The organism is Bradyrhizobium sp. BR 1432, assembly GCF_051547705.1.
Classification (GTDB): domain Bacteria; phylum Pseudomonadota; class Alphaproteobacteria; order Rhizobiales; family Xanthobacteraceae; genus Bradyrhizobium; species Bradyrhizobium zhanjiangense.
In genome coordinates this window covers 228,835-252,626 of the sequence record NZ_JBPUGF010000004.1, presented here as the reverse complement: position 1 = coordinate 252,626, position 23,792 = coordinate 228,835, and the positions used below count along the sequence as shown (strand labels likewise).

The 23,792-nt window shown below is 56.9% G+C and carries 18 protein-coding genes and 1 pseudogene; 10 read left to right on the top strand and 9 right to left on the bottom strand.

The features are described 5' to 3' along the window. Window positions 1-40: 40 nt before the first annotated feature. Complete coding sequence (locus ACSKB8_RS42200) at window positions 41-1,486, top strand: IS1182 family transposase (RefSeq protein WP_438111264.1); 1,446 nt, start codon at window positions 41-43, stop codon at window positions 1,484-1,486. A 216-nt stretch (window positions 1,487-1,702) separates the two neighbouring features. On the opposite strand, the gene ACSKB8_RS42195 is transcribed toward ACSKB8_RS42200, so the two are convergent. From ACSKB8_RS42195 to ACSKB8_RS42185, 3 genes are all read right to left on the bottom strand, one after another. Then, window positions 1,703-2,338: a 3-keto-disaccharide hydrolase gene (locus ACSKB8_RS42195; protein WP_438111262.1), complete on the bottom strand. Its 636-nt coding sequence runs from the start codon at window positions 2,336-2,338 to the stop codon at window positions 1,703-1,705. A gap of 184 nt (window positions 2,339-2,522) precedes the next feature. Next, the gene (locus ACSKB8_RS42190; protein WP_438111260.1) at window positions 2,523-3,674 is read right to left on the bottom strand and encodes an SMP-30/gluconolactonase/LRE family protein; all 1,152 of its coding nucleotides are present in this window, start codon (window positions 3,672-3,674) and stop codon (window positions 2,523-2,525) included. Between the two features lie 369 nt (window positions 3,675-4,043). Further along, complete coding sequence (locus ACSKB8_RS42185) at window positions 4,044-5,984, bottom strand: adenylate/guanylate cyclase domain-containing protein (RefSeq protein WP_438111258.1); 1,941 nt, start codon at window positions 5,982-5,984, stop codon at window positions 4,044-4,046. 361 nt (window positions 5,985-6,345) lie between these two features. Between ACSKB8_RS42185 and gmd the strand changes: the two genes are divergently transcribed. Beyond that, complete coding sequence (gmd, locus tag ACSKB8_RS42180) at window positions 6,346-7,437, top strand: GDP-mannose 4,6-dehydratase (protein WP_128935743.1); 1,092 nt, start codon at window positions 6,346-6,348, stop codon at window positions 7,435-7,437. A 154-nt stretch (window positions 7,438-7,591) separates the two neighbouring features. Here gmd and ACSKB8_RS42175 read toward each other — a convergent pair whose 3' ends face one another. Then, window positions 7,592-8,350 carry a class I SAM-dependent methyltransferase gene (locus ACSKB8_RS42175; protein ID WP_438111256.1) on the bottom strand — a complete coding sequence of 253 codons (759 nt, stop codon included), beginning with the start codon at window positions 8,348-8,350 and terminating at the stop codon, window positions 7,592-7,594. 269 nt (window positions 8,351-8,619) lie between these two features. On the opposite strand from ACSKB8_RS42175, the gene ACSKB8_RS42170 reads away from it, so the two are divergent. Together ACSKB8_RS42170 and ACSKB8_RS42165 are read left to right on the top strand one after the other, a co-directional pair. Next, a complete protein-coding gene (locus tag ACSKB8_RS42170) occupies window positions 8,620-9,477 on the top strand; it encodes an FkbM family methyltransferase (RefSeq protein WP_438111254.1) in 858 nt (285 codons plus the stop codon). 235 nt (window positions 9,478-9,712) lie between these two features. Then, complete coding sequence (locus tag ACSKB8_RS42165; protein ID WP_438111252.1) at window positions 9,713-11,677, top strand: acyltransferase family protein; 1,965 nt, start codon at window positions 9,713-9,715, stop codon at window positions 11,675-11,677. Between the two features lie 126 nt (window positions 11,678-11,803). Here the strand turns inward: ACSKB8_RS42165 and ACSKB8_RS42160 are convergent, their stop codons facing one another. From ACSKB8_RS42160 to ACSKB8_RS42145, 4 genes are all read right to left on the bottom strand, one after another. Continuing rightward, on the bottom strand, window positions 11,804-12,889 hold the full coding sequence (locus ACSKB8_RS42160; RefSeq protein WP_438111250.1) for a WcaI family glycosyltransferase: 1,086 nt from the start codon (window positions 12,887-12,889) through the stop codon (window positions 11,804-11,806). 281 nt (window positions 12,890-13,170) lie between these two features. Continuing rightward, window positions 13,171-14,145 carry a GDP-L-fucose synthase family protein gene (locus tag ACSKB8_RS42155; protein ID WP_438111785.1) on the bottom strand — a complete coding sequence of 325 codons (975 nt, stop codon included), beginning with the start codon at window positions 14,143-14,145 and terminating at the stop codon, window positions 13,171-13,173. A gap of 287 nt (window positions 14,146-14,432) precedes the next feature. Next, the gene (locus ACSKB8_RS42150) at window positions 14,433-14,705 is read right to left on the bottom strand and encodes a hypothetical protein (protein WP_244551064.1); all 273 of its coding nucleotides are present in this window, start codon (window positions 14,703-14,705) and stop codon (window positions 14,433-14,435) included. 208 nt (window positions 14,706-14,913) lie between these two features. Continuing rightward, window positions 14,914-15,918: an ABC transporter substrate-binding protein gene (locus ACSKB8_RS42145; protein ID WP_438111784.1), complete on the bottom strand. Its 1,005-nt coding sequence runs from the start codon at window positions 15,916-15,918 to the stop codon at window positions 14,914-14,916. A 382-nt stretch (window positions 15,919-16,300) separates the two neighbouring features. Between ACSKB8_RS42145 and ACSKB8_RS42140 the strand changes: the two are divergent. The 6 genes and pseudogenes from ACSKB8_RS42140 to ACSKB8_RS42115 form a co-directional block, all read left to right on the top strand. After that, window positions 16,301-16,675: pseudogene (locus ACSKB8_RS42140) on the top strand (undecaprenyl-phosphate glucose phosphotransferase); the annotation flags it as partial. 148 nt (window positions 16,676-16,823) lie between these two features. Beyond that, window positions 16,824-17,666 (top strand): exopolysaccharide biosynthesis polyprenyl glycosylphosphotransferase, encoded by an 843-nt coding sequence (locus ACSKB8_RS42135; protein WP_438111783.1) that lies wholly within the window; start codon window positions 16,824-16,826, stop codon window positions 17,664-17,666. A gap of 25 nt (window positions 17,667-17,691) precedes the next feature. Continuing rightward, a complete protein-coding gene (locus ACSKB8_RS42130) occupies window positions 17,692-18,771 on the top strand; it encodes a glycosyltransferase family 4 protein (protein ID WP_438111248.1) in 1,080 nt (359 codons plus the stop codon). 7 nt (window positions 18,772-18,778) lie between these two features. Further along, the gene (locus tag ACSKB8_RS42125) at window positions 18,779-20,230 is read left to right on the top strand and encodes an oligosaccharide flippase family protein (protein WP_438111247.1); all 1,452 of its coding nucleotides are present in this window, start codon (window positions 18,779-18,781) and stop codon (window positions 20,228-20,230) included. 13 nt (window positions 20,231-20,243) lie between these two features. Then, entirely contained in the window at window positions 20,244-20,972 is a 729-nt protein-coding gene (locus ACSKB8_RS42120; protein WP_438111246.1) for a hypothetical protein, read from the top strand. 51 nt (window positions 20,973-21,023) lie between these two features. Next, on the top strand, window positions 21,024-22,478 hold the full coding sequence (locus ACSKB8_RS42115; protein ID WP_438111244.1) for a glycosyl hydrolase family 28-related protein: 1,455 nt from the start codon (window positions 21,024-21,026) through the stop codon (window positions 22,476-22,478). Here ACSKB8_RS42115 and ACSKB8_RS42110 read toward each other — a convergent pair. Beyond that, window positions 22,455-23,756 carry a hypothetical protein gene (locus tag ACSKB8_RS42110; protein ID WP_438111243.1) on the bottom strand — a complete coding sequence of 434 codons (1,302 nt, stop codon included), beginning with the start codon at window positions 23,754-23,756 and terminating at the stop codon, window positions 22,455-22,457. The two genes, ACSKB8_RS42115 and ACSKB8_RS42110, sit on opposite strands and share 24 nt — an antisense overlap. Window positions 23,757-23,792 lie beyond the last annotated feature (36 nt).

Below are 23,792 nucleotides of genomic sequence, written 5' to 3'. Positions count from 1 at the left end.
AGTTAGCTACGATTCCTCCGTTTCCTGATGGGGGATACGGATGGGACGCTTCGTTGAAGGTGCGGACAGATCCCAGCTGACGCTCTTGCCGGAATGTTTGGAGGATTGGGTAAGCGAAGACAACGCGGTCCATGTGATCGACGTGTTCGTCGAGGCGCTCGATCTGCATGGAATGGGGTTTGAGCGTGTGATCGCCAAGGAGACGGGCCGGCCCTCCTATCATCCGGCAGTCCTTCTGAAGCTTTACATTTACGGTTATCTCAATCGGGTGCAATCCAGTCGCCGCCTGGAACGTGAGGCGTGCCGCAATATCGAGGTGATGTGGCTGATCGGCCGCCTGGCTCCCGATCACAAGACGATCGCCGATTTCCGGAAGGACAATGGTGCGGCGATCCGGAACGTTTGTGCGAAGTTCATTGCACTATGCCGGCAAATGGGCCTGTTGCAGACCCCAAGCGTCGCAATCGACGGCAGCAAGTTCAAGGCGGTGAACAACCGCGATCGCAACTTCACGCATGCCAAGATGGCGAGGCGGGTAGCGCAGATCGAGGAAAGCGTCGGTCGATATCTGCGTCAACTCGATAGCGCTGATCGGCAGGAGCCATCGGAAGCAATCAGCATCAAGACAACGAGGGTCAAGGAAAAGATCGCTCGGCTGAAGCAGGAGATGAGCCGCCTGGAAGTACTTGACGCGCAGATGCGCAACACGCCGGATCAACAGATATCGCTCACTGATCCGGATGCCCGTTCGATGGCCACCAGTGGACGCGGATCGGGTGTCGTCGGCTACAATGTCCAGGTCGTGGTGGACACCGAACACCATCTGATTGTTACGCACGAGGTTATAAACGTCGGCAACGACCGTGGGCAGCTTGCTCGGATGTCGAAGCAAGCCAAAGAAGTACTCGAAGTGGACAAGCTCGAGGCGGTCGCCGACCGTGGCTACTTCGACGGAGAGGAGATATTAGCCTGCGAAGAGGCTGGCGTTGCAGTCACCTTGCCCAAGCCCATGACTTCGAACGCCAAGGCGGAGGGCCGGTTCGGCAAACAGGACTTCGCCTACCTGCCTGATGAGGACGTCTATCGCTGCCCCTCCGGCGAGCTGCTGCCCTATCACTTCACCAACATCGAGCATGGAATGACGCTGCGCCGTTACTGGTCGACGGCGGCATGCCAAGGCTGCGCGATCAAGAGCCAATGTACGCCGTCCAAGGAGCGTCGCATCACGCGCTGGGAGCACGAGCATGTGGTCGAGGAGGTCCAAAGAAGGCTCGATTCCAATCCCGACGCCATGCGGACGCGGCGCGAGACGGTCGAGCATCCCTTCGGCACGATCAAGGCCCGTATGGGTGCGACCCACTTCCTGATGAAGCGCCTGCGGAATGTCGCTGCTGAGATGGCGCTGCATGTTCTCGCCTATAACCTCACACGGGTGATGAACATCCTCGGCAAACCAAGCCTGATTGCAGCCATCCGCGCCGCCTGACGGCCGGAAGTGCGTCCAAAACTACAATCCCCCGGTCGCGGTACCTACTTTGGCCGGTCATTGGACGATTCGATACGCAAATACCGGCCGCGCGCAATACTTGGCGACCACGCCGCGTCAGGCCTATGCGTTTGCACACAACCAAGACCCACAGGCGACACTCGCCTAATCGAAATTTCGCGGTACAGCAGTCTCGTGCAGTAGCGTAAACCCGCCTTACAGAGGCTTGATCTCCACCTTGCGGAATTTGATCGCTCCCGCGCCGTGTTGCAGGGCGATCGAGCCTTCATCGAACATTCCGTTCCGCAGTTCGGCCGTTTTCTGTCCGTTAAGCACGACCGTGATGTCGCGCCCCTTCGCCGTGATCTCGAACGTATTCCATTTGCCGCCGGCCTTCGGCATCGGGTTGATCTCGACGTAACGTGTGATCGCGCCAGTGCCGTAACTCGGATCGGGCCGTTGGTCGAAGATATTTGCTTCGTAGCAGGTACGGTCGGTGATCTTCTTGGCATCGAGGCAGCGGAAATAAATGCCGCTGTTTGCATCATCGCTCGGCCAGAATTCGACGCGCAGCACGAAGTCCTTGTACGTCTTCTTGCTGACGAGATAACCGGCCTCTTTGTCTTCCATCTTGTCGGCAATTACTGTGCCGTCCGCCAGATGCCAATTGGATTTCCCGACCTGATCCCATTGTTCGATGTCTTTGCCGTCGAAGAGCGTGATCCAGCGGGCTTCCTGGGCTTTAGCCTGCGGCAGCGCCTGGCTCACGGTGAAACTTGATGCGACGAGTGCAAGAACGAAATGCAGCGAACGCCGTGATGTTATTAGCATGAGGGTCTCCTCCTCGGTCATCCGTCAGTTGTTTCGCCGGGCGGCAGGCTTCGGTTTGGCTATTGGTCTCGCATTGGCATGTCCGTGTGTTTGCGCGCCGAGACGGCGCGCAAATATTGGACTACCTGACGTCGTGGCCGTTTTCTTGCGTCAAGCGTTAGCAGTGCCGCTCATGTTTACCAGACAAAATCCTCGTCGGAGCGGGTCAAGGCTTCATGGAGCCCTGCGCACTCGTGTAGACCGCATAAAGCGAACTCGAGCCACAGATGCAGAGCCTGTTTCGTTGCTGGCCGCCGAAGCACAGGTTGGCGAGGGTTCCCGGAATATGGATCTTGCCGAGCAGTTCGCCGGCGGGCGTATAGCAGCGCACGCCGTCCTCGTTCGGATCGCCCCAGCCGACAGACAGCCAGACGCGCCCCTCGGTGTCGGTGCGCACCCCGTCGGTGATACTGGGCTTGGGCATTTCCGCAAACACTTTGCCGTTCGACATCTTCCCAGCACTCACGTCGAGATCGAACGAACGGATATGCGATGGATTGGTTGGCGCATCGGTGAACCCGGTATCGATGACATAAAGCTTTTTCTCGTCGGGCGAGAGAGCAATCCCGTTCGGCTCCACGAAGTCATCGACGACAACCTTGATGTCACCTGATTTCGAATCGACCCGATAGACATTGTGTTTTTCCTGCTCCGGTTCGGCTTTGACGCCCTCATAATAGCCGCCGATGCCGTAGACTGGATCGGTGAACCAGATAGCACCATCCGATGTGACAACGGCATCATTCGGCGAGTTCAGCCTTTTGCCGTTGTACTTGTCGGCGATGATCGTGATCGAGCCGTCAAGTTCCGTGCGGGTGACGCGTCGGCCGCTGTGTTCGCAAGTGATCAGGCGGCCCTCGCGATCGATGGTGTTTCCGTTCGAGTTCATCGACGGCTGGCGATACACGCTGACATGGCCGTCGTCCTCCGAAAACCGCATGATGCGGTTGTTGGGAATGTCGCTGAACAGCACGTATCGCCCGGCCGCGAAGTAGACCGGGCCTTCGGCCCAGCGAAATCCGGTTGCTACGCGTTCTACCGCCATGGTGCCTGCGAAGGCCGGGAAATTGGCGGGCCCGAACGAAACAGTGGGCTTGGCGGACTCCAAGCGAGCATCCGGATAGCGGCTCCCGGGCAATGGCCCGAGGGGCAGCGGATTGGTCGACCTGGTGGGCGAGCCCGTTTGACCGAAAGGCGTCACCGTCGCCGCGGACACCCCTTTCATGCTCGCGGCCATTGCGGTCAGCGCCGCAGCGCCCTTGATGATGTTGCGGCGGTTGAAGGCTCGCTTGTAGGCAAGGGTCAGTGGAGTTGTCATGGTTTCCTCCCATCCGTGGGGACCATAAAACAACCCGAGATAGATCAAGTTCCACTGGGTTAGATCGCGTTCTCCGCAAGCGATCGATATAGAACCGTGGTTCAGCGCGGGATCCCAATGCACGGATGGCGCAACCGGCTGAATAGGAAGAATGTGCTGCTGTCGTGTGATCTGCGGGCCGACAAAGTGAATCCAAGAACCATGTCGCGTATTCGCCCGATGGCGGAGTTCGGTGGCTCAGATATGGTTTGCTGATCGGGGCAGACCGGAAGTGACACGGCGCCATTCAAACCGGCGCTGTTGACCCATAAGAGACATGCAGCGATCCGCGATTTCGATCGCCTCGTCGGCGCGGGCAACCGGCGTTGATCACTCCGGCAGTCCGGCTTTTTGGAGCCCCTCGTTAAATCTTAGCCCCCACATAAGAAAACGCGGACTATAGGATGGCAACGGTACGCCTTGCCTTCGAGCTTTCCATTGAGTGATGGTCCTGATAGGGGCATTGTCGTTCGCCAAATATCGCTGCATTGCTGCGCGCGCATCTGCCTCTTTACCCGCCAAGGCAAGTAGCGCAGACCGCACAAATCCGATTAGCAAAATCTCGGGAGAAGCAGCTTCAGCCCGGTCAATCCATACAAGCGCCTCCTCATAGTCCTGCAAGATGCTGAAGGCGAGAGCCTTGGCGAGATACAGCGGCGTGGAAAAGGGGTCGTGCGGGCTGAGCCGCATCGCCTTGTCGGCATAGGCGATGGCCTGTTCCGGCTCACCGGCATAGCTGTAGGCCAAAGCCAATCCCGGCGGAATGCTGCCGGGAGCTAACATCAGGGCGCGCTGATAAGAATCAATCGCCTCCCGAGAGCGCCCCGCCACGAGTAGAACATCGCCTTTCGCCGAGTGAGCCAGGAAGTTGTCCGGATCGATCTTTATGGCTAAGGAGGCAAGTTCGTCCGCGCGGTGAAGATCAGCTTGGCGATCGGGACTCGCAAAAACGTAAACGCGATGGCTGAACTTGATTGACAGGAGGGACAGTGCGCGGACATTCTCAGGGTCGATCTGCAACGTTTGCTCGCACAGGCGGTAGGCGGAATCGAGTACCGGCGTCAAATACATGCGCATCATGGCCGCGGTGCAGCGCCACGCAAGGTCTTCCGCACTGGGATTGGCTGCGCGAGATTGTGCCCAGCGGGCTCTTTCTGCAGTCATCTTGATACCGATCGCGTGCGCGATGCGGGTAACGATGGCATCTTGCATCTGCAAGACGTCGTAGCGATTTTCGTCAAACTGGTCAGCCCAGAGGTGCGCATCGCTCTCGGTATCGATGAGCTGGGCATGCACGCGCAGCCGGTCGCCAGTTGGCTGCACGCTGCCTTCCAGCACATAGCGCACACCTAGATCCTTGCCGATCTGCCGCACGTCGATTGGCTTGCCCTTGTAAGTGAAAGCAGTCGAGCGGGAGATGACGAAATTGTCGCGAAAACGCGAGAACCCGGTGGTCAGTTCGTCACTGATGACGTCTGCCAGATAATCCTGGCTCGCATCGCCGGATAGGTTGATAAAGGGCAGCACGACGATGGAGAAGCGCTCCGAGGGCTTTGCCAGCTTGTCCTGCATCTGTGAGACGATGGGCGCTCGGCCGGGGTGGAAGTACAATCCCGCGCCACCAGCGCCGGCGATTAGCACGACTGCGGCTCCGATCGCCGTGAGGCGCGCACCCCACCTGTCGCGACGTACAGCCGGCGCCGTACTGTGCCGCGGCCAGTTTGGCTTGGCGGGCCGCGCGTCATCAAGAGCGACTCGGAAGACACGCACCGGCCGTGCGATGTTCTTGAGTTGCCGTTCGCCTGTATCCTCGAAGGTGACATCGAACTTGCCCCGAACCTGTCGGTGCGCGTCATCGGAGATGCAAATGCCACCGGGCTTCGCCAATCCCTCCAGACGCGCTGCCACGTTCACGCCATCGCCGAAAATGTCACCTCGATCGATGAGGATGTCGCCAACATTGATGCCAATCCGGAACTCGATGCGCTTCTCATCTGGCACCTCGGCATTGCGCTCGGCCATCCCGCGCTGGACATCAAGAGCGCAGCGCAGTGCGTCCACTACGCTGCTAAAGTCAGCCAACAGCCCATCGCCGGTGTTCTTGACAACACGGCCGCGGTGTTCGGCAATCTTGGGATCGACGAGGGTGTGTAGATGGTCCTGGAGCTGGACGTGCGTGCCCTCTTCATCCAGGCCAGTTAATCGGCTGTAGCCAGCAACATCGGCTGCCAAAATGGCAGTGAGCCGACGCTCGACGCGCTCGCTGGCCAAGGCATGCCTCCAAGATAGGTTGATGACAGTCTACGCCTCCAGGTTCCGAGAACCAAGTGATGGGAGATGGTGCTGGGCACCCACTGAGCCCAGCGCCGTGAGGCCGCCTCCGTGGCTGATCATGTCTGGATGTGGCCCTTAGCGTCGAACCCACGCCCCACCTTGGCGTCTGCTCTTTGGGGGTAGACCGGACATGGTCGCGGCCCCAGCCGATCGACGCGAATGACCCAAGCCGGACATCGGACCAGTCCTCGTTCGCTGCAGCCAAGCTGCCGTTAATCTAAGCTTGATTTTCGTTCGGTTTCACCCTCCCTAGCCAAATCAACTTCGTGTAAGTACAAATTTCCATTTTGGGACTGATATGACAAAGAAACGAGCACTTATTACCGGCGTCACCGGCCAGGACGGCGCTTATTTGGCCGAACTTCTTCTACAGAAGGGATACGAGGTCCACGGCATCAAGCGCCGGACCTCCCTCTTCAATACCGACCGCATCGATCACCTTTACCTTGACCCGCATGAGCCGGACCCGCCGTTCCGGTTGCACTACGGCGACCTCACGGACTCGTCGAGCCTGATCCGGATCGTCGGGCAGGTGCAGCCTAATGAGATCTATAATCTCGCTGCCCAAAGCCATGTTGCCGTTTCGTTTGAGGAACCGGAATACACCGCAAATTCAGACGCGCTGGGCGCGCTTCGGATTTTAGAGGCGATCCGGATCGTTGGCCTGGAGAAGAAGACGCGTTTCTACCAAGCCTCGACGTCCGAACTCTATGGCCTCGTGCAGGAGATTCCGCAAAAGGAGACGACGCCCTTCTACCCACGTTCCCCTTACGCGGTCGCCAAGCTCTACGCGTATTGGATCACCGTGAACTATCGTGAAGCCTACGGCATGTATGCCTGCAATGGCATCCTGTTCAATCACGAGTCTCCCGTCCGCGGCGAGACCTTTGTCACCCGAAAAATCACGCGCGCCCTGGCGCGGATCCATTTGGGCCTGCAGGAACGTTTGTATCTCGGCAATCTCGACGCGCTGCGCGACTGGGGACATGCCCGCGATTATGTTGAGATGCAGTGGTTGATGTTGCAGCAGGAGAAGGCAGAGGATTTCGTCATCGCTACCGGCAAACAACACTCGGTGAGGGACTTCGTCAACGTCGCGGCCAGCGAGATTGGAATGCGAATTCGCTGGGAAGGCGCGGGGGTCGATGAAAAGGGATACGATGCCAAAACTGGAAAGTGCGTTGTATCGGTCGATCCCAGGTACTTCCGACCGACCGAAGTCGAGACGCTTCTCGGCGATCCTGCCAAGGCGAAACAAAAGCTCGGCTGGGAGCCGAAAACGTCGTTCGAGAGCCTAGTTCGGGAGATGATGAAGGAGGATCTCGAATCCGCGAAGCGGGACGAACTGATCAAGCAGCACGGCTTCCGCTACTTCGCGCGGCACGAATAGCCTGTCGGTGGGTTGTCATCACGATTGATGAGAAGCAAGTAAGCGCTCTCGCGGCGCTTACTGGTGGCTGCTCGTGCCCAAGCGACGTCATCGCGGTGTCATCCCTCTTTAGGCAAGCGAACCGCATCTTCCACCGGCAGTGGGGAATGAGGCGTTAGAGACCGGACCGACGTCTCGCTGCTCTTGCCAAGACCCCAAGGTTTCCGAGGAGATGTCTTGCCGCTATCGCCGCACTCTTGCCTTCGGTGACTTCCTGGACCTTATACTCAAAGTAGTCAGGCAAGACGCGATCCAGATCGAACGGACTGGTTAGCGAGGAATAACCTGCGGGACAACAATCGCCGCGACAAAAAACGAGAAGGTTCTGTCGATACCAGGGCCGAATTCGGCTGTCGTCATATATCTGCGGTCGGACGCAATCGAAGGCGCTGTAACCATGGCGGCTGAAACGTTCTGCCCAGTAGGATGGCCATTGCTCATTCAGGTGGTTTCTACCGCCTTGCCCTTTGACTGCGGCAGAGAACAATACGATTGGTGCAGCGGCCACGAGCGCGGAAACGAACTCATTCGCGCTACTCTCGGGCAAATGCTCGGCCACCTCTAACGAACACGCCAAATCGAATTTGCGGCCGATATCGGTGATGGATCGAAGGTCCATGGATCTGAACCTTTCCGACGGAATTCTGAGCTGATCACGAGGCACATAGTCGCCGTCAATTCCGAGATAATCGCTCACACCGTTCGTAGCGAATTCGTGCAGCCAAGCGCCGACACCGCAGCCGACGTCAACGACCGAATTGACTTTGAAAAGTCGAAGCACCAGCGGGACGATCACCGACGCAAATTCGAACGACCCGCCTGACTGCTCCTTGAAGAACTGCGCACCGTAATGCTCAGCGACAGACTTCTCCATATCGACACCTCCGGACACCCAACCCGCCGGACAATCAAGGCTGCGCCATGCCGGCGCATAACGTCAAGCCCGTCACTCATTTGAGTTGCAGAAAATAATGTGACTTGTGCGATCGAGTTCCGCACTGCCACATTTGTGATACGCGAGCTCGGCTCGCGGATCGCACTCTCAACTTCGGGCGCTGCAATAACGCGGGCTCTATCGCGGCAATACGTTCGGGTGCTTTCGGAAAAGGCCTTTCTCCCTCTTCAATTGATCTTTCACCGACCTTGAAGCACCTGGGCAACATCGCGTACTTCGTCGAATGCGTCGCCGCTTTGCCGCCATTGTTTCCAACGGAACACTGGCGCGCGCTTAGCATAGAGCGGGTTGACCTCCCCTCATGTGGAGGTCAAATTGCCGGGTGGGCTGTTCAGGCGACAAGCACAGGCGAACTCATTATGCTCACAGCGCCGCTACGCTTTGCCGGCCGATTGCGCCGCTACATTTCCCGCCGCCTTTACGGCGATCCCAACTCCTATCTTGAACTATGTTCCGGCGTGATTCATGTCGGGGCAAATGCTGGCCAAGAACGGGACCTCTATGCCCGACACAAACTGAAGGTGGCGTGGATAGAACCTGTCCCGGAGCAATTTGAAATGCTTCGACAAAACATCCGCTCGCTGCCTGACCAGCGGGCAATCAACGCGCTGATCGCCGATACTGATGGCAAGCCCTATACTTTCCATGTCTCGAACAATGATGGCCTGTCATCGTCCATTCTGGATTTGCAAGACCACAAGGACATTTGGCCGGATGTGCACTTCGTCCGCGACATAACGATTCGTTCTTCGACGTTGAAAACGGCTCTTGAAATGTGGCAGGTCGATCTCGGGCAATACAATGCCCTTGTGTTGGACACCCAGGGCTCGGAGTTGCTGGTTCTGCGGGGTGCGCAAGAAATCTTGCGGCAATTCAGATTCATCAAGGCCGAAGCGGCGGACTTCGAGTCATACCGGAATTGTGCGACCGTTGATCAAATTCGCTCGTATCTGAAAGCTTTTGGCTTTCAGGTGAGACGCGAGGACCGGTTTGCGAAGCGTGCATCTGGTGGCGCCTATTTCGACATCTTGTTCGAACGCGTCTAAGGCTGAGGTCACCGAATGACGCCAACCTGCCGGCTTTGGTCCGAGCGGATATTATCTGCAGATTACTTCCCTGCGCTTGGCGGGTCAGGCCCGACTTCTCCTTCGCGTATCCGCCGACACTAGCCCTTGCCTCGCCGCCGCCCCACGAACAGCCGAAAACGGACAAACTCCCCGAACGAAATGCGTGGTACTGATTGTTCGCGCGTTTCTAGATGCAATGTGCACAGCAATAGACATGCAGCCCGTATCGCGAGCGGCGACCCATTTCAGAGCTGATGTCGAGGGGCTGAGGGCGATCGCAGTTCTATCGGTGGTCGCCTTTCATTACGGAGTTCCGGGCTTAACCGGCGGATTTGTCGGTGTAGACGTGTTCTTCGTCATATCCGGCTTCCTGATCACGCAACTTTTGCTTCGGGAGATAGCCGCGACCGGGAAAGTCGATTTTCTTGGCTTCTATGGTCGCAGGGCTAAGAGACTCTTGCCTGCCGCCTTCGCGGTCACGCTAGCGACCTTGATCATCGGATACTTCGTGCTGGCGCCCTTTGAACAGAAGGAGATGGCCAAGTCGGCCGCAGCTTCAGCGCTGTATGCCGCCAATGTTTGGCTCCTCCGCCAATCCATGAACTATTTCGCCCCCGAAAGTTCGCTCAATCCCTTCCTTCATACGTGGTCACTTTCAGTCGAGGAACAATTTTACTTGGTCTGGCCCGCGTTTCTCCTCATTGTCGGTCGTTTCAGCCAAAAGATCATCCTGCTAGCTTTGCTGATCGTAGTGTTCGGATCGTTCGCTGGCTGCATCTACCTGACCTACGGCAAGCAAGCTTGGGCGTTCTATCTCGCGCCCCCTCGGGCGTGGGAGTTTGGAGCAGGAGCTCTGATCGCAACAAGACCCTTCGAGCGCTGGGCAAAGCAGCATGGCTCGAGTTCAATCGTTGGATGGTTGTCATTCGCACTTCTCATCCTGTCATTCTTTGCTATCGACGGCTTCATGGCGTTCCCGGGAGTCGTTGCCGTTGTTCCAGTGGCAGCTACGGCACTGCTGCTGCTCACGGGGAACAATCCTGCTGGACCGTCGGCTTTGCTCAGGACGTATCCGTTTCAGTTCTTCGGTGCCCGGTCCTACGCCATTTACCTGTGGCATTGGCCGATTGCAGTTCTTGGTACGGTGCTTGTTGGCAGCACGGCACTGGCCCATTGCCTTTTCTTTGTCATGACGATCGTTCTCTCGTCGCTCAGCCTCGCCTGGCTCGAATACCCCATCAGAGCTAGTTACTGGCTGGCACAACGATCTGTACGATCAATTGCCATGGGCGGTGCCCTTACGCTAGTCGCTACAACTGCTGGCGTCCTTTCGTTCACGATTGCACATTATGTTACGGATGCTGCGCAAGCGACCATAGTTGCCTCAACCTCCAAGTATTCACTTGCGAGTGAGAGCGGTTGCTTAGCCGGGTTCACGACACCGAAGCCAATTCGTTGTGTATTCGGCCCATCCAGCTATACGAAGACAATTGTGCTGTTGGGAGATTCTCACGCCGATCAATGGACAACCGCGCTTACAGCCATTGCCGAACAGAAAGGATGGCGGCTTATCACTTATCTTAGGGCCTCCTGTCCTATCGCTGATATTCCCGTTTCCGAAATCTACAGTTTACGACTTCGTCGTCTTTCGCCCCAGTGCGCAAGCTGGCGCGAGCAGGCAATCGCGATGATAAAAACTCAAGATAGCCCGGACGCGATACTGTTGGCGCAGTTTTCGAGCGGAAACGTCAAGGGACCATTCACCAATCTGGGACCTCACGCAGTGAGCATTGAGACCTGGGAGCGTGGATTATTTGGAGCGCTCAAGGAACTCGAACCGGTCAACGCCAAGCTCATTGTGATCCGCGACAATCCCACTCCTTACCACCCGGTCGGCAATTGTCTTGCTCGGGCGGAATGGCGGCGCTTACCATTTAGCACCTGCAGTCGCAGTCTTTCGCTCACTACAAGCAACGAAGTGTTCGAAGCAGAGCAACGTGCCGTCGCGTCCATCAACCACGCGCGCATGATCGACCTAACATCGTCGATTTGCACAGGCTTGGTATGTCCAGCCATTCGCGACGGCGTCGTTGTCTATAGAGACGCAAACCATCTCACGGTTGATTTCACACTAGTGCTTATGGATCGTCTCGCCGCAGAACTAATAGCCGCCCTCTGAGGAAGATCGTGTCGGTCAAGCATCGCAGCGAGCGAGACTCGGGTATGAGCGCTCATCGCGGCGCTTATTTCCGGCTAGTCTCGGTCGACAATCCTATCGCAGCGCAACTGGTTGAGGCTAGGCACCTCAGGGCACACGAACCGCATCCTCCACCGGCAATGCAACGTTGTCGTTAGCGCCTGCCGAGCCGCTTTCCTCTTTCCCAGTTGAGTTGGACTCGCCTGCCATGACTTCCGCCCACCGCCGAACGATCGTCCACCGATCCCATCGCTCGAGGGCGCGCTTTCGTCCTTCATCGCCGTAACGCCGGCGGAGTGCGGGCAACTCACTGAGCTGGCAGATCGCAACTTCCAGAGCTGACAAATCTCCCGGCGGAATCACGAGACCGGCGCCGGTCACTTCCAACGACAGCCCCGTACCTTCTTCGGCCATCGCTATGACCGGCCGCGCGGACGCGAAGATCGCACCAAGTTTCGAGGGCAACACCAGATCGGCTGCCTCGGCCTTCTGCGGAATGAGATGAAAATCGGCCGTCGCCATCAATTCGTTGAAGCTCTCGTTGGGCTGAAGTCCGAAAAAATGGACGTTGGAATGTCCGGCGCCCATCTGCTCGAGCCTCGTTTTGTGCGGCCCCTCGCCGCTAAGAATAAAGTGAACATTTGGATGGCTTTGCTCCAAGCTGACCGCAGCCTCGATTACGAGATCGAGCCCCTGTTTGTTCGACATCGTTCCAGAGTAGAGCGCAACAATATCGCCCTCGCCAATGTTTAACTGCCGGCGGTATTTTGTCATTCGTGATCCGGGGCAGATCGCGCTGGTATCAATCCAGTTTCTGACCTCAAGCGCTTTGTTGGGCGCTAGCCCCTTGATTGCCAGCCGCAGCAGCATCGCCTCAGAAATAGTTGAGACGCGATCGAAGGATTTGAGGATTGCAGCTTCCATTCTCAACATCCACTTGCGCAGTGAATGGTTGCGCAGGAGACCAAGATCGAATGCCGCGTCGACCTCGAAGTCCTGCACATGAAGCCATGATTTGGCACCGACGCGACGAGCGACGAACGAGACGAAGGCAGCCGACATCAGCGATGGCGCGACAGCGATCATAACGTCTGGTCGCCAGGATAGCGCCTCGAAGAGGACCGGCACCGCGCTCGTGAGCGCGAATGAAGCGTGATGGACCAGCCGTTTGGCGCCCGAGGGATGTGCGGGCACATAAATCGGCGCACGTGTTACTCGAACACCGCCGACAGCTCTCGGTCTGAAGTACGACGATTTGAATGCGGGGGGATCTTCCAGGCCGGATAATAAGGGGGCGCCGTAACGACTCGAACTTCATGACCGTCGGCTGCCAAACTTTCGCAGAGCTCGGCGTTGTATTTCGCAACGCCGATCAGATCTGGGGCATAGTTGATGCCCACCAAGAGAACACGCATAAAGCCCCGCCCAAGTCAAAGTTCAGAATAAAAAGCTTTGTTGTAGTCCAAGTAGTCTACTCAGCGCGTTGCGCTGACTTCCAGATGACGTCCGTAGCCTTCCAAGAAATCTGCGTATGCGGCCGCGAGACCGGCCTGCAAAGCGACGTTTGGTCGCCAACCAAGCCCGCGAATTCTCGAGCTATCCAGCAACTTGCGTGGCGTTCCGTCAGGCTTGGAGATATCGAACGCGAGCTTGCCTCCGTAACCCACGACTGCCGCTACGGCCGCCGCGAAGTCTGCGATCGATAACTCATCACCACTACCGACGTTTATCGGCAGGTCGCTCGAATAATTCTTCAGAAGGAAAGCGCAGGCATCGGCGAAATCATCGACGTTGAGAAACTCGCGGAGCGGCGTGCCGGTGCCCCATACGGAGACGCTTGGCGCATTGGCGATCTTGGCTTCGTGGAAGCGCCGGATCAGCGCTGCAGGGACGTGACTATGGTCCGGATGATAATTGTCGCCCCGGCCGTAGAGATTGGTCGGCATCACCGAGATGAAATCATCGCCATATTGCCGACGATACGCCTGGCACATCTTGAGGCCGGCAATCTTAGCGATCGCATACCACTCGTTGGTCGGCTCAAGCGGCCCCGTCAGCAATTCGCTTTCGGCGATCGGCTGCTTGGCGTGCTTGGGATAGATACAGGATGAGCCGAGGAACAACAGGCGCTGCACGCCAACCGTGTGACTTGCGCGGATGACGTTCAATTCCACCGCAAGATTGTCGCAGAGAAAGTCGACCGGGAAACTGTTGTTGGCTGCGATACCGCCGACCTTTGCAGCGGCGTGCACCACAACGTCGGGACGATTGGCCTGCAGCCATTTCAACGTGGGCTCTTCCTTTGTGAGGTCCAGCTCACGCCGGTCGGCAACCAGCAGGGTGCAATTCTCTGATGCAAGCCTTCGGACGACAGCTGATCCGACCATGCCGCGGTGACCCGCGACAAAGACACGTTTGCCCGTGAGATCGTAGGTTGAAGCCCCTGTCATCGTATCCTCTAACAGCGGCCGATTGGCCGGATCACCACTCCCAGGAGATCCAGCCACCGCCGCCTTAAGCAATCACGCTGCCGATGCAGCCCCGCCGATCTGGTAACACAATCTTCACCATGCGAAAGACTATCCCGGCCCGGCAAAGATATTCATGGTGAACCTGCGCTGCGCGCACAAAAGAGCAGCACTCTGCGAAACAAAAATGAGCAAGGCAGCCGCATGAGCTGTGCGGCTGCCTTTAAATCTTTGCAAGAAACGGCGGCCGCCGCTCCGTCAGCCCAAGCTCAATATGCCCGACGCAGGACAGGACCGACAGGCGCGCAAACGCGGTCCATGTACCAGCCATAGGGCGTCTCGACCCGCACCAAGGGGCAACGGCGCACCGGCACATAGCGGTATGGGTACGGCTGCGCCCAGAACGTAACAGGCGTCACCTGGCTCTCGCCCGTGAGCAGGGCTGCCGGTGCGGGCATCTGCATCGCGGCGCTTGCTCCGCTCGCTGCGCCGAGGGAAACAATCGCGGCCAAAAGACCTGCTCGCATCAACGTCTTAAACATCCCAAAAAGCTCCTCGCCCCTACGGATTTGATCCCCGCCCCGCGCCCGTCAGACCCCCGCCAACCGACTTCACAGGTCGCAAACCACTCCGCGACTAGCCCAAATAGTGAACCGAACTTTACCAAGGCCATCGGTAGAAAAGCAACCGATGCCACGGCGGCCAACGGCCTTTTGGGGCGATATGGCGCACAGGTGTGGCTTCTTGGTCCTACTTCTCCTCGCTCCAGGCGCCCGGGGCTGCGAGGTCGGGTGAACGGCGGTACACATCCCGAAGGAACTGGTAGTTGACCGTCTGAGCCAGCGGCACGTCTTCCTCGCCGAGCTTGGCGAAAATCAGAATATCCCGGAGCGTCCGCCAGCGGCTTTCGTCGTAGTCGCCAATACGACCGCCCGTCGGCAGCACCAACGGCCGCTGCTGCTGCAGCTCGAATTTCAGCCGCTCAGGGCTTAGCCTGGTCGAGCCGGCGCCGGCGAGAACGGGCACGCTCCGTGCATAGTCCGCGTAGGTAAATTGCCATCCTCGAATGAGGCCCTGAAGGATGTCGGCAATCATGGATGGCTGTTCATGGACGAGACCATTGCTCGCGAAGTAGACCAAGCCAGGGACATGGATGCCGTAGTCTTGCGGCTTGATGACATTCAGCTTCACGAAAGCCGAACTGGAGGGATCGGGTCGCGCGTCGATTGCGGTGATGATCGCATCCACCTCCCCGGCCCGCAGAGCCTCGAAGCTGTCGCGGCCTGCGACCTTGGTGATCTGGCTTCGGGGAAGCCCGAGCTGCGCCATCATGGCATCGAAAACGACGTCTCCCTCACTCGCCCCGCGGTATCCGACCCGCTTTCCGACCAGATCAGCCGGCCGCCGCAATCCCGAGGCTTCGAGCGTGAAAATCGCGACAGAAGTATCGAGAAAGCTCGCAGCAAAGGCGGTCACGGGCACGCCACGCCAGCTCGCCAGCAGGAACTTCTGGCCGCTCGTCACGCCGATGGCATGTTGGCGTGCAATGGTTTGGACGAAGTCAGGGTCTTCAGGCTGGGCCGACACCTCAATGCGGGAGGAGAAGTATCCCTGTCTGGATGCCGCGAGTTCGCCGGCAAATCGCGCGCCATATGGCCCGTCCAGGAGGAGCTTGACTGCGGCGGCCCTGGAAGCTGTCGGAGCTCGTATGGGCGCCCTATCGGGACGAAGAACGAGGAGTACAATTCCTACCAACGCGACGACTGCAAGGCCAATGGCGAGGTAGCGCTTCCCTCTCGGCCGAGGTCGCCGCCGGGACTGGGTTCGAGGCAACGAGAACTTCCTAACGGGTTGTGAAATTTAACATATCAGTCACGAGGCGAGATGGGCTACAATGCAAGCTTCTGGGGTAAGGTTAATTTTTCCTTCGCCTTGTTTTAACAGCGATTTTGACCGATAGCACGGCGCGTTCGGGCAATGAATATTGCGTCAATGGGTTTGGCAGGATGACTTTTCTTTCCACGCGACCGGTGCCCGTCGCTGATTCGGCGGGGAAATTGGCGTGGTCGAGCCAGTTGCATCCACAGCTACTGGCTTTGCGCCGAGCTGGCTGCGCCCTGTGGTTGTGGAACGGTCGATGGCCGTGATCGATGCGGCGCTGATCGTGGTCAGCGGGATCGGCTGCGCGGTCGGTTATCACGTTGCGACCGCCGGCACGCTCGGCAAGGCCGACGTCTATGCGGCGGCGAGCCTGCTCGTCGCCATCAATTTCGTGCTTCTGACCATCGTGCAGCAGGGCTATCGCCTCAAGAACATCACGAACCTGCCGCGCACGTTCCGGATGACGCTGACGACGTGGACCTTTCTGTTCGGCGCGCTGCTGGCGATCGCCTTCACGATGAAGGTCAGCGACGAATTCTCCCGCGGCACCACGATCTCGTTCTATCTGGTCGGCCTCGCCGTCCTCATCGCCTGGAAGACGGCCGCGGCGCGCTGGACCGCGCATGCCTTGCGCACCGGCGCCTTCGCCAACGGCCGCGCGATCATGATCGCCGAGTTCGGCCTTGCCACCTCGTCCAACGCGGTCGACGACCTCGGCCAGCACGGCTACCGCCTGATGCGGGTGATGGAGGTTCGGCCAAAGGAACTCGAATTCGCCGCTGCTGCTGTCTTCGCTGGCGCCGCGCTTCGAGGAGCTGATCAGTTACGCGCGCGAGAACCGGATCGAGCACGTCTTCCTGCTGATCAACTGGAGCCGGCAGCATGCGATCGACAGCATTCTGGACGTGCTGAAGATCCTCCCCGTTCCGGTGCATCTGGTGCCGGACGCCAACACGGCGCGCTTCCTGCGCTATCCGCTTGAAGGCACCGGCAACACCTTCACCGCCGAGCTGCGCCGCGCCCCGCTCTCTTTTCGCGAACGCGCGCTCAAGCGCGCGCTGGACCTCGTCGGCGCGAGCCTTGCGCTATTGGTGTTCGCGCCGGTGATGCTGGTGACCGCGATCGTGATCAAGCTGACCTCGAAGGGCCCGGTGTTCTTCCGCCAGACCCGCCACGGCTTTGGCGGGCGCGCGTTCAGGATCTTCAAGTTCCGCACCATGCGCGTGCTCGAGGACGGCCCGACGATCGTGCAGGCGCAGAAGAACGACCCGCGCGTCACGCCAATCGGCAAATGGCTGCGCAAGACCTCGATCGACGAGCTGCCGCAGCTCCTCAACGTGCTCAAGGGCGACATGTCGCTGGTCGGCCCCCGCCCGCACGCGGCCGCCCACAACACCGAATATGAGCAGATCATCGGCAACTACGCCTTCCGCCACCACGTCAAGCCCGGCATCACCGGCTGGGCCCAGGTTAATGGTTATCGCGGAGAAACCCGCACGCTCGAGCTGATGCAGAAGCGCGTGGAGCATGACCTGTGGTACATCAATAATTGGAGCGTGTTCTTGGACGTTTCCATTCTCGTGCGGACGGTCTTCGGCGTGCTGCACAGCTCAGCCTACTAACTCGCATCCTAATCAACGCCACATTATGTCTACCAAGCAACGTTTCATCGTGGCGATCGGGCAAATTCCGCCGCCGACGGACGGACTGGCGTATATCACGTCGGAATACGTCAAGCTTCTGAGCGAGGAACACGATGTCAAGCTCTTGAATATCTCGCCGAAGGTAGCCAAGCGAGGCGTTGCTTACCACTTTTCAAGAACGGCCACCGTGCTGCTTGCCTCAGGGCATCTCGTGCTCAACGCATGGCGGCAAAATCGCGTCTGCTATATGCCGTGTCAAAGCGATTTCGGCCTCGTCTACACGATCTATCTTTTGGCCCTCGCACGACTGTTCAGGTATCCTACGTACCTGCATCATCACAATTTCGGATACATTAACGAGCGACGCCCCCTGATGGAGGCAGCTCTAAGGGCGGGCGGACGAAAAGTCGTTCACATTTTCCTTTGCGACCGCATGAGAAAGAGCTTCGGTCAAACCTATCGGAATCCGAGACGATCAATCGTAATTTCGAATGCTGCGTTCGTAGCGCCTCAGGCCAACCAAACCCCACCTTCGCCTGGCTCACCTCTCAGAATTGGATTACTGAGCAATCTCAACCGAGATAAGGGACTTTACTTGTTCCTCGATCTGTTGCGCTCGGCGCGCGAGCAAGGGATGAGAGTCCATGGAAGACTCGCCGGACCGGTGCCCGACCCTGACGACAGGTGCGCGCTCGAAACTGCGCAGAAGGAGCTTGGTGAGGTACTAAACTATGTCGGTCCTCTCTACGGTGATGAAAAACTCCGATTTTATGACTCGGTAGACGTGTTTATCTTTCCGACAATCTACGCCAACGAGGCTCAACCTACAGTGATTTTCGAAGCTCTAGCGGCGGGCAACCTGATAGTGGCCTACAATAGGGGCTGTATCAGTTCCCAAGTAGGCACGAATGGCTTGTTGATCCCACCGGAAGAGCCTTTCATACCCAAAGCTGTTGCTTGGCTGCACGCTCTTGAACTCAAGCGCGACCTGGCAAACCGCAGTGCTATCGCTCGACAAGCATCAAAGCGGCACATCAGCGAGAGGGCCAGCGCTCGGAATGCAATCTCAGCAGGGAGAGAGTAGAGATTCGATGGAAGGCTCAGTTTACAGGAATCGCGCGAGATCCGGCACTGGCCTCCTATTCGCTCAACGAATCATATCGTTTGCCCTTAACATTAGCCAAATCGCAATAGTATCTCGGCTGATCGAGCCGGGCGAATTCGGCATCGTAGCTATCGCACTCTTTTTTTCGACCCTGTTCTCTGTCTTTCGAGATTTCGGCCTACCTTCAACCGCCGTGCAGTTAAGGGAGCTTGAAACTGAGCAGCGCGATGCTTTGTTCTGGTTCAATTTTATCGGAACTGTTCTGCTCGTCTTGGTAATTCTTCTGTGTGCAGAGCCGATCGCATCGGCTTATGGACAGCCCCGGTTAAGTCCCGTTCTTATGGTCGCCACCGTCAGTTTCTTTCTCCTGGGGGTGAGCGCACAACACGCCGCTCTACTCAGAAGGGAGTTGCACTTCCGGTCCATTTTCGTGGCCGAAGTTGGAGGTCTCGTCGTCGGTTGGATTGCCACAGTGATACTAGCCTACTTGTTCAGCAATGCGTTTTCGCTCGTATTGGGCACTGCAATTCAGGGAGCGGTTTGTGCCGCCGGCTATCTAGCTTTCGGAGGATGGCTTCCAAGCCATAGAGTGCGATTGAAACCCTATCTGGACCTTCTGAGATTTGGGGCAAGTGTTGCTACGTTCTCGGCTTTGAATTTCTTGTCAAACAATATCGCGGCAGCCTTTGTGGGTCTTTGGAGCGGAAGCTCGGCTGCTGGGCTATTCTCCCGGGCGCAATCTCTATATGGCCTGCCTACGTCCTTTCTTTTGGGCCCTTATCTTCAGGTTCAATTTCCGCTGTTGTGCCGGATTGCTCATCTGCCTAGTGAGGTGAAAAAGGAGTACGGTAACATCTTGGCAGTCTCTGGCCTCATCTTCTTTACAATTGGCTCAACGCTTCCTCTTATCTCTAGTGACTTAGTCGTGCTGCTCCTTGGCCCTGCATGGGAAAAGGCGGGCCAAATACTATTTTGGCTCTGCCCAGCGCTATTTGCGCTGGGATTTGTTGCACCCTTCGGGCAGTTTATGACAAGCCAAGGACGTGTTGGAGAGTTGCGGACTTGGAGCGTAGCCGATCTTCTCCTGCGTGGCGGAGGCGCTATTCTTGGCAGCCTATACGGGCCTACAGAAGCCGCCGCCGGGTTCTCCGTTGGAACGTTATTTGCGGCCGTGCCGATCATTATCTGGATCACCGCCAGACGAGGACCGATCACAGTCGCAGATCAACTAAGAGCCGCGGCTCCGGGATTGACCGTTGCGACTTGCACCGCATGTGCGACGTTTGCGACAATGTTCCTTTTACACGAGATTGGGGTGACTAGCGGCCTGCTACGTGTAGCCACATTTGGAGGTGTCGTTGCAGTGACGTGGGCCTCCTTGGTTCTACTTCTTCCAACGCCCAGGCGTCTCATCTACTCAATAGCGGCTCGTCAATAAAAGGAATTACCACGTGAACATCGGCGCAGGCACTAATGTTGCAGCATTTTTGGCGACCACGACCCGCAGGATTGCTGCGCGGACGGGCGTCGCGCCCGCACAAGAGGCTGTGTATTACGCAATCTTTGACCGAGATGTTCAGGCTCTCGGACTCGCGAACCACTTCTACGCAGTCGGCGCTGCCGCGAACTACAGCTTGCTCTATGTTTTGGTCCGCGCCCTGAAGGACTTCTCATTCCAACAGATTGTGGAACTAGGGGGCGGTCAGTCGACTTTGCTACTGAATCAAATTGCCGTGGCGAATTTGACTAGTGCAAATATTCTGACTGTCGAGAGCGATCCGCTCTGGCGCGAGCTCCTACAGTCTAAGGTAAGGCACGAGGTTCGCCTACTACGCTTGTCCGAGCAGCAATATGGTGGGTTCAATTTTTCTGGATACGATTTCGCAGCAACAACGGTCCCAAGCGCCATCGACTTCCTCATCGTCGATGGGCCTGCAGGCGGCACAAGACAGAATGAACATTCTCGGTTTGGCGCCCTACAACTCATCTCGCGCCTTAACAAAGATGGTTTCCTGATCGTCATTGATGACGCAGAACGTTCCGGAGAAAACGCGCTCTGCGACGCGATCGAAAAAAAGGTGGAAAACCTCGGCGTGAATTATAGAACGGGGATTATCAAAGCTGCAAAACAGCAACAACTCTTTGCGTCCGGAAAATTCATATCCGCGGCTTTTTATTGATGCTCTCTTCCGTGTTCCAAGATCATTCCTGCATCGCAAAAGGGATATTGGATGTCATCGCTCGCATTCACGCGGCGCCAAATCGTTGGCTTTATGGGCGCCGTACCATTTCTGCCTTCTTCCACTGAAGCAGGCCCGCTCGATATAAGGAGTTTCGGCGCGCTGGGCGATGGAAGGCACGACGATACCGAGGCCATTCAGAAAGCCATTGACCAAGCTTCAGTCAACCGCGGTGTGGTCTCAATACCCGCCTGCGACGTCACTCAAGGGAAGTACTGGAGAATCACACGACCGCTTTTCCTGCGATCAAATGTCAATGTAATCGGCCAGGGAGCAAATAGCCTTCTCTATAACGACCGGAAAGACAGTACGATCTTCATGGATCAGGCGGTGATCCTGCCAGGCAACTACCACCCGGAATTTCTGAATTCCATCGAGTTCGATGAAGCAAAACTTACCGATCAATCGAATGGCACTATAGCGGTCAACAATGCCACTGGCCGCTATTATACTGGGCAGACAGTATTCGTTAGATCTCAGGATTTCGACCGGTCTCGACCAATTGTCTCGATTTCTAGCTTAACGGCAATATGTCGAGTCATAGCATCTGGGCCCAACGAAATTAGACTCGATCGTGCGATTAGGTTCGCCGGACCATTGGTGGTCGGGCCAGCAGACGGGCAAGTTCCCTGGCGCCGTGTCGGCCCCCCAAGTAGCTGCTTTGTGTGCGTCGACTCCAGTCTACAGAACCTCTCTATCCGATCCGAGGGATTCTGGACCGGTGATACAGCTGCAAGGGGGTGCAAGTTCGCGAACCTTTGGATTCGATCTCGAGTCGGTGTCTATGGCAATCTCTTCCAGGAATGTCACTGGACAAATATACACCTGACGTTTGACCGTCTCGCAATCGAACTCGCATGCAACTCAATGGACGTGACCATCGACGGGCTCCATGCCACGATGAGTGGTGACCCGGAAACTCCGATCCACCAAATTATTGCGATCCAAGAATCGGCCATACGATGTGAAGTACGCAATTTTTTCATTGACGCGGACGCGTTTACAAAAGCAGCACCCGTGGTGAGATTTGGGCCTTCATCTGATTGCGTTTTATCTGGAGGAAAGATCCTGTGTAAGCAAGCTCGAGGAGCCATTATCTCCTTCGACACCGGCGCCTCGAAGGTTCTACGCAATCGAGTTAGCGATGTGGCATTTCAAGGCAGCTCTGCAGCCGTTGGAATCGCATTTGAACCGAGGCAGCAAGGCGAGGTTTCTAAGAACAAGGTCAACAAAGTCCGCATTGAAGGGCTCACGAGTGCCGCAGCCGCGCGGATTGGGGGCGTTGGTAACACCATCAGCGACTGCAAGCTAACAGGCAGTAAGATTGTGATCCTGCCAAGTGCCGCAAATTGCGTGGTCAGTGACAGCTCGATACCCCGCAACACCGATCTTTCCGGCTCACATAACGAGTCGGTGAGCTTCTTACGTAACGAGACGCTCAGATGATTGAGGCGCAAGTAGAGATAACGCCAATCGAAGGCCTAGAAAGAGTCCGGTGACAAAAAGGAAAGTCCAAAGCACGCGGGACGCCGTAAACAAATCGGACCTCCAAAAGGAAAACACGAAAAAGTAGAGTACAAAAGCTTGTATTTGACGATTGTGCTTCATCGACAGACGATACTGCAAGGCAGAAACTGCCGCCAGAGCGGCTCCAAACAAGATGGCACCAGCAAAACCTAGCTCCGCCATCAGCGTACCTACTCCGGAGAGCGTGATCTCAGAGCCAGTATTCTCGAATCGAACGGGGCTAATTACTTTGGTAAAAACTGTGCTCGGAGGCTCGGGTTTGAAGGGAGCGATCGACCTAGGCACTGGAAAAAAAAGAGACGCCGATAGACTATAAAGCGGATAAGGAAGGCGAAAATCGATCTCTGACACCGCATATACGCTCTTCCAAATCGCGAACGTTTCGGACTCAACCACCTCTCCAAACCAGATATCCTGCCCCCGCTCAACCTTCTGAAAACCCGCATATCTTATGTAAGTAGTGTATGCCTGGAGAAGCAGGATCAGGGGTAGAACGCCAAACACCGCCATCCGATAAGGATTGAGCGGACGCCCATTAGCGAGAAAAGCGCAAACCAACAGGAGAAAAGCCGAAACGATGTTGCCGCGCCCTCCAGAGAGGATTGCGACACCCGCGGAAATGAAAACTGCTATCAGGCTAAAGGCCAAAGACCTTGAATAGAAGATCACGTACAAGCAAGCCACAAATACGAACGGAGAGGCATTCAAGATCAGAAAAACAAAGTCATTTCTATACTGGCGAGCGCCAACGAGTTCGAGAAGGCCACCGATTCCGAGCGCAACAATGCTCCACATCAAGATTCCACAAACCGCGCCGCCGATGAAAAGAAACAATATAACGGACGCAACGCGCCCGTGAGGGCTTGTGGGACGACTGTTGGTCGCACTCTTCCGCGTTACTAACGTCTCCAACAAGGCTGCATAGACGCAAAATATGATTGCGTTCGCGAACTGGAAACTTAGCAAGGTCGTATCGCTGCAGTTCAAAGTTTGTTCGCCTATCCGAAAACTCTCGTACTGCGATGCAAGCAAAAATTGAAAATCAAGGAGCAGGAAGAACGAAGAGTTCAGAAGATGAATGTCCAGTGGCCAGTACCTCGTTGCCGGGGACCGCGACACCCACGATATTGCCCAACAGACTATGAATACCGCGAGCACAAGAGAAACCAGCAAGAGCGCTGCAAAATCTGTGAACATCAATCGATCCGCTCTGCCTCTAACGATCTATCCCTG

What these genes read in the sequence shown, in the direction of transcription:
- ACSKB8_RS42115 (WP_438111244.1), top strand. Translation starts at nt 21,024, where the DNA reads ATGTCATCGCTCGCATTCACGCGGCGCCAAATCGTTGGCTTTATGGGC.
- ACSKB8_RS42130 (WP_438111248.1), top strand. Translation starts at nt 17,692, where the DNA reads ATGTCTACCAAGCAACGTTTCATCGTGGCGATCGGGCAAATTCCGCCG.
- ACSKB8_RS42195 (WP_438111262.1), bottom strand. Translation starts at nt 2,338, where the DNA reads ATGACCGAGGAGGAGACCCTCATGCTAATAACATCACGGCGTTCGCTG.
- ACSKB8_RS42150 (WP_244551064.1), bottom strand. Translation starts at nt 14,705, where the DNA reads ATGTTTAAGACGTTGATGCGAGCAGGTCTTTTGGCCGCGATTGTTTCC.
- ACSKB8_RS42165 (WP_438111252.1), top strand. Translation starts at nt 9,713, where the DNA reads ATGCAGCCCGTATCGCGAGCGGCGACCCATTTCAGAGCTGATGTCGAG.
- ACSKB8_RS42200 (WP_438111264.1), top strand. Translation starts at nt 41, where the DNA reads ATGGGACGCTTCGTTGAAGGTGCGGACAGATCCCAGCTGACGCTCTTG.
- ACSKB8_RS42190 (WP_438111260.1), bottom strand. Translation starts at nt 3,674, where the DNA reads ATGACAACTCCACTGACCCTTGCCTACAAGCGAGCCTTCAACCGCCGC.
- ACSKB8_RS42175 (WP_438111256.1), bottom strand. Translation starts at nt 8,350, where the DNA reads ATGGAGAAGTCTGTCGCTGAGCATTACGGTGCGCAGTTCTTCAAGGAG.
- ACSKB8_RS42155 (WP_438111785.1), bottom strand. Translation starts at nt 14,145, where the DNA reads ATGACAGGGGCTTCAACCTACGATCTCACGGGCAAACGTGTCTTTGTC.
- ACSKB8_RS42110 (WP_438111243.1), bottom strand. Translation starts at nt 23,756, where the DNA reads ATGTTCACAGATTTTGCAGCGCTCTTGCTGGTTTCTCTTGTGCTCGCG.
- ACSKB8_RS42125 (WP_438111247.1), top strand. Translation starts at nt 18,779, where the DNA reads ATGGAAGGCTCAGTTTACAGGAATCGCGCGAGATCCGGCACTGGCCTC.
- gmd (WP_128935743.1), top strand. Translation starts at nt 6,346, where the DNA reads ATGACAAAGAAACGAGCACTTATTACCGGCGTCACCGGCCAGGACGGC.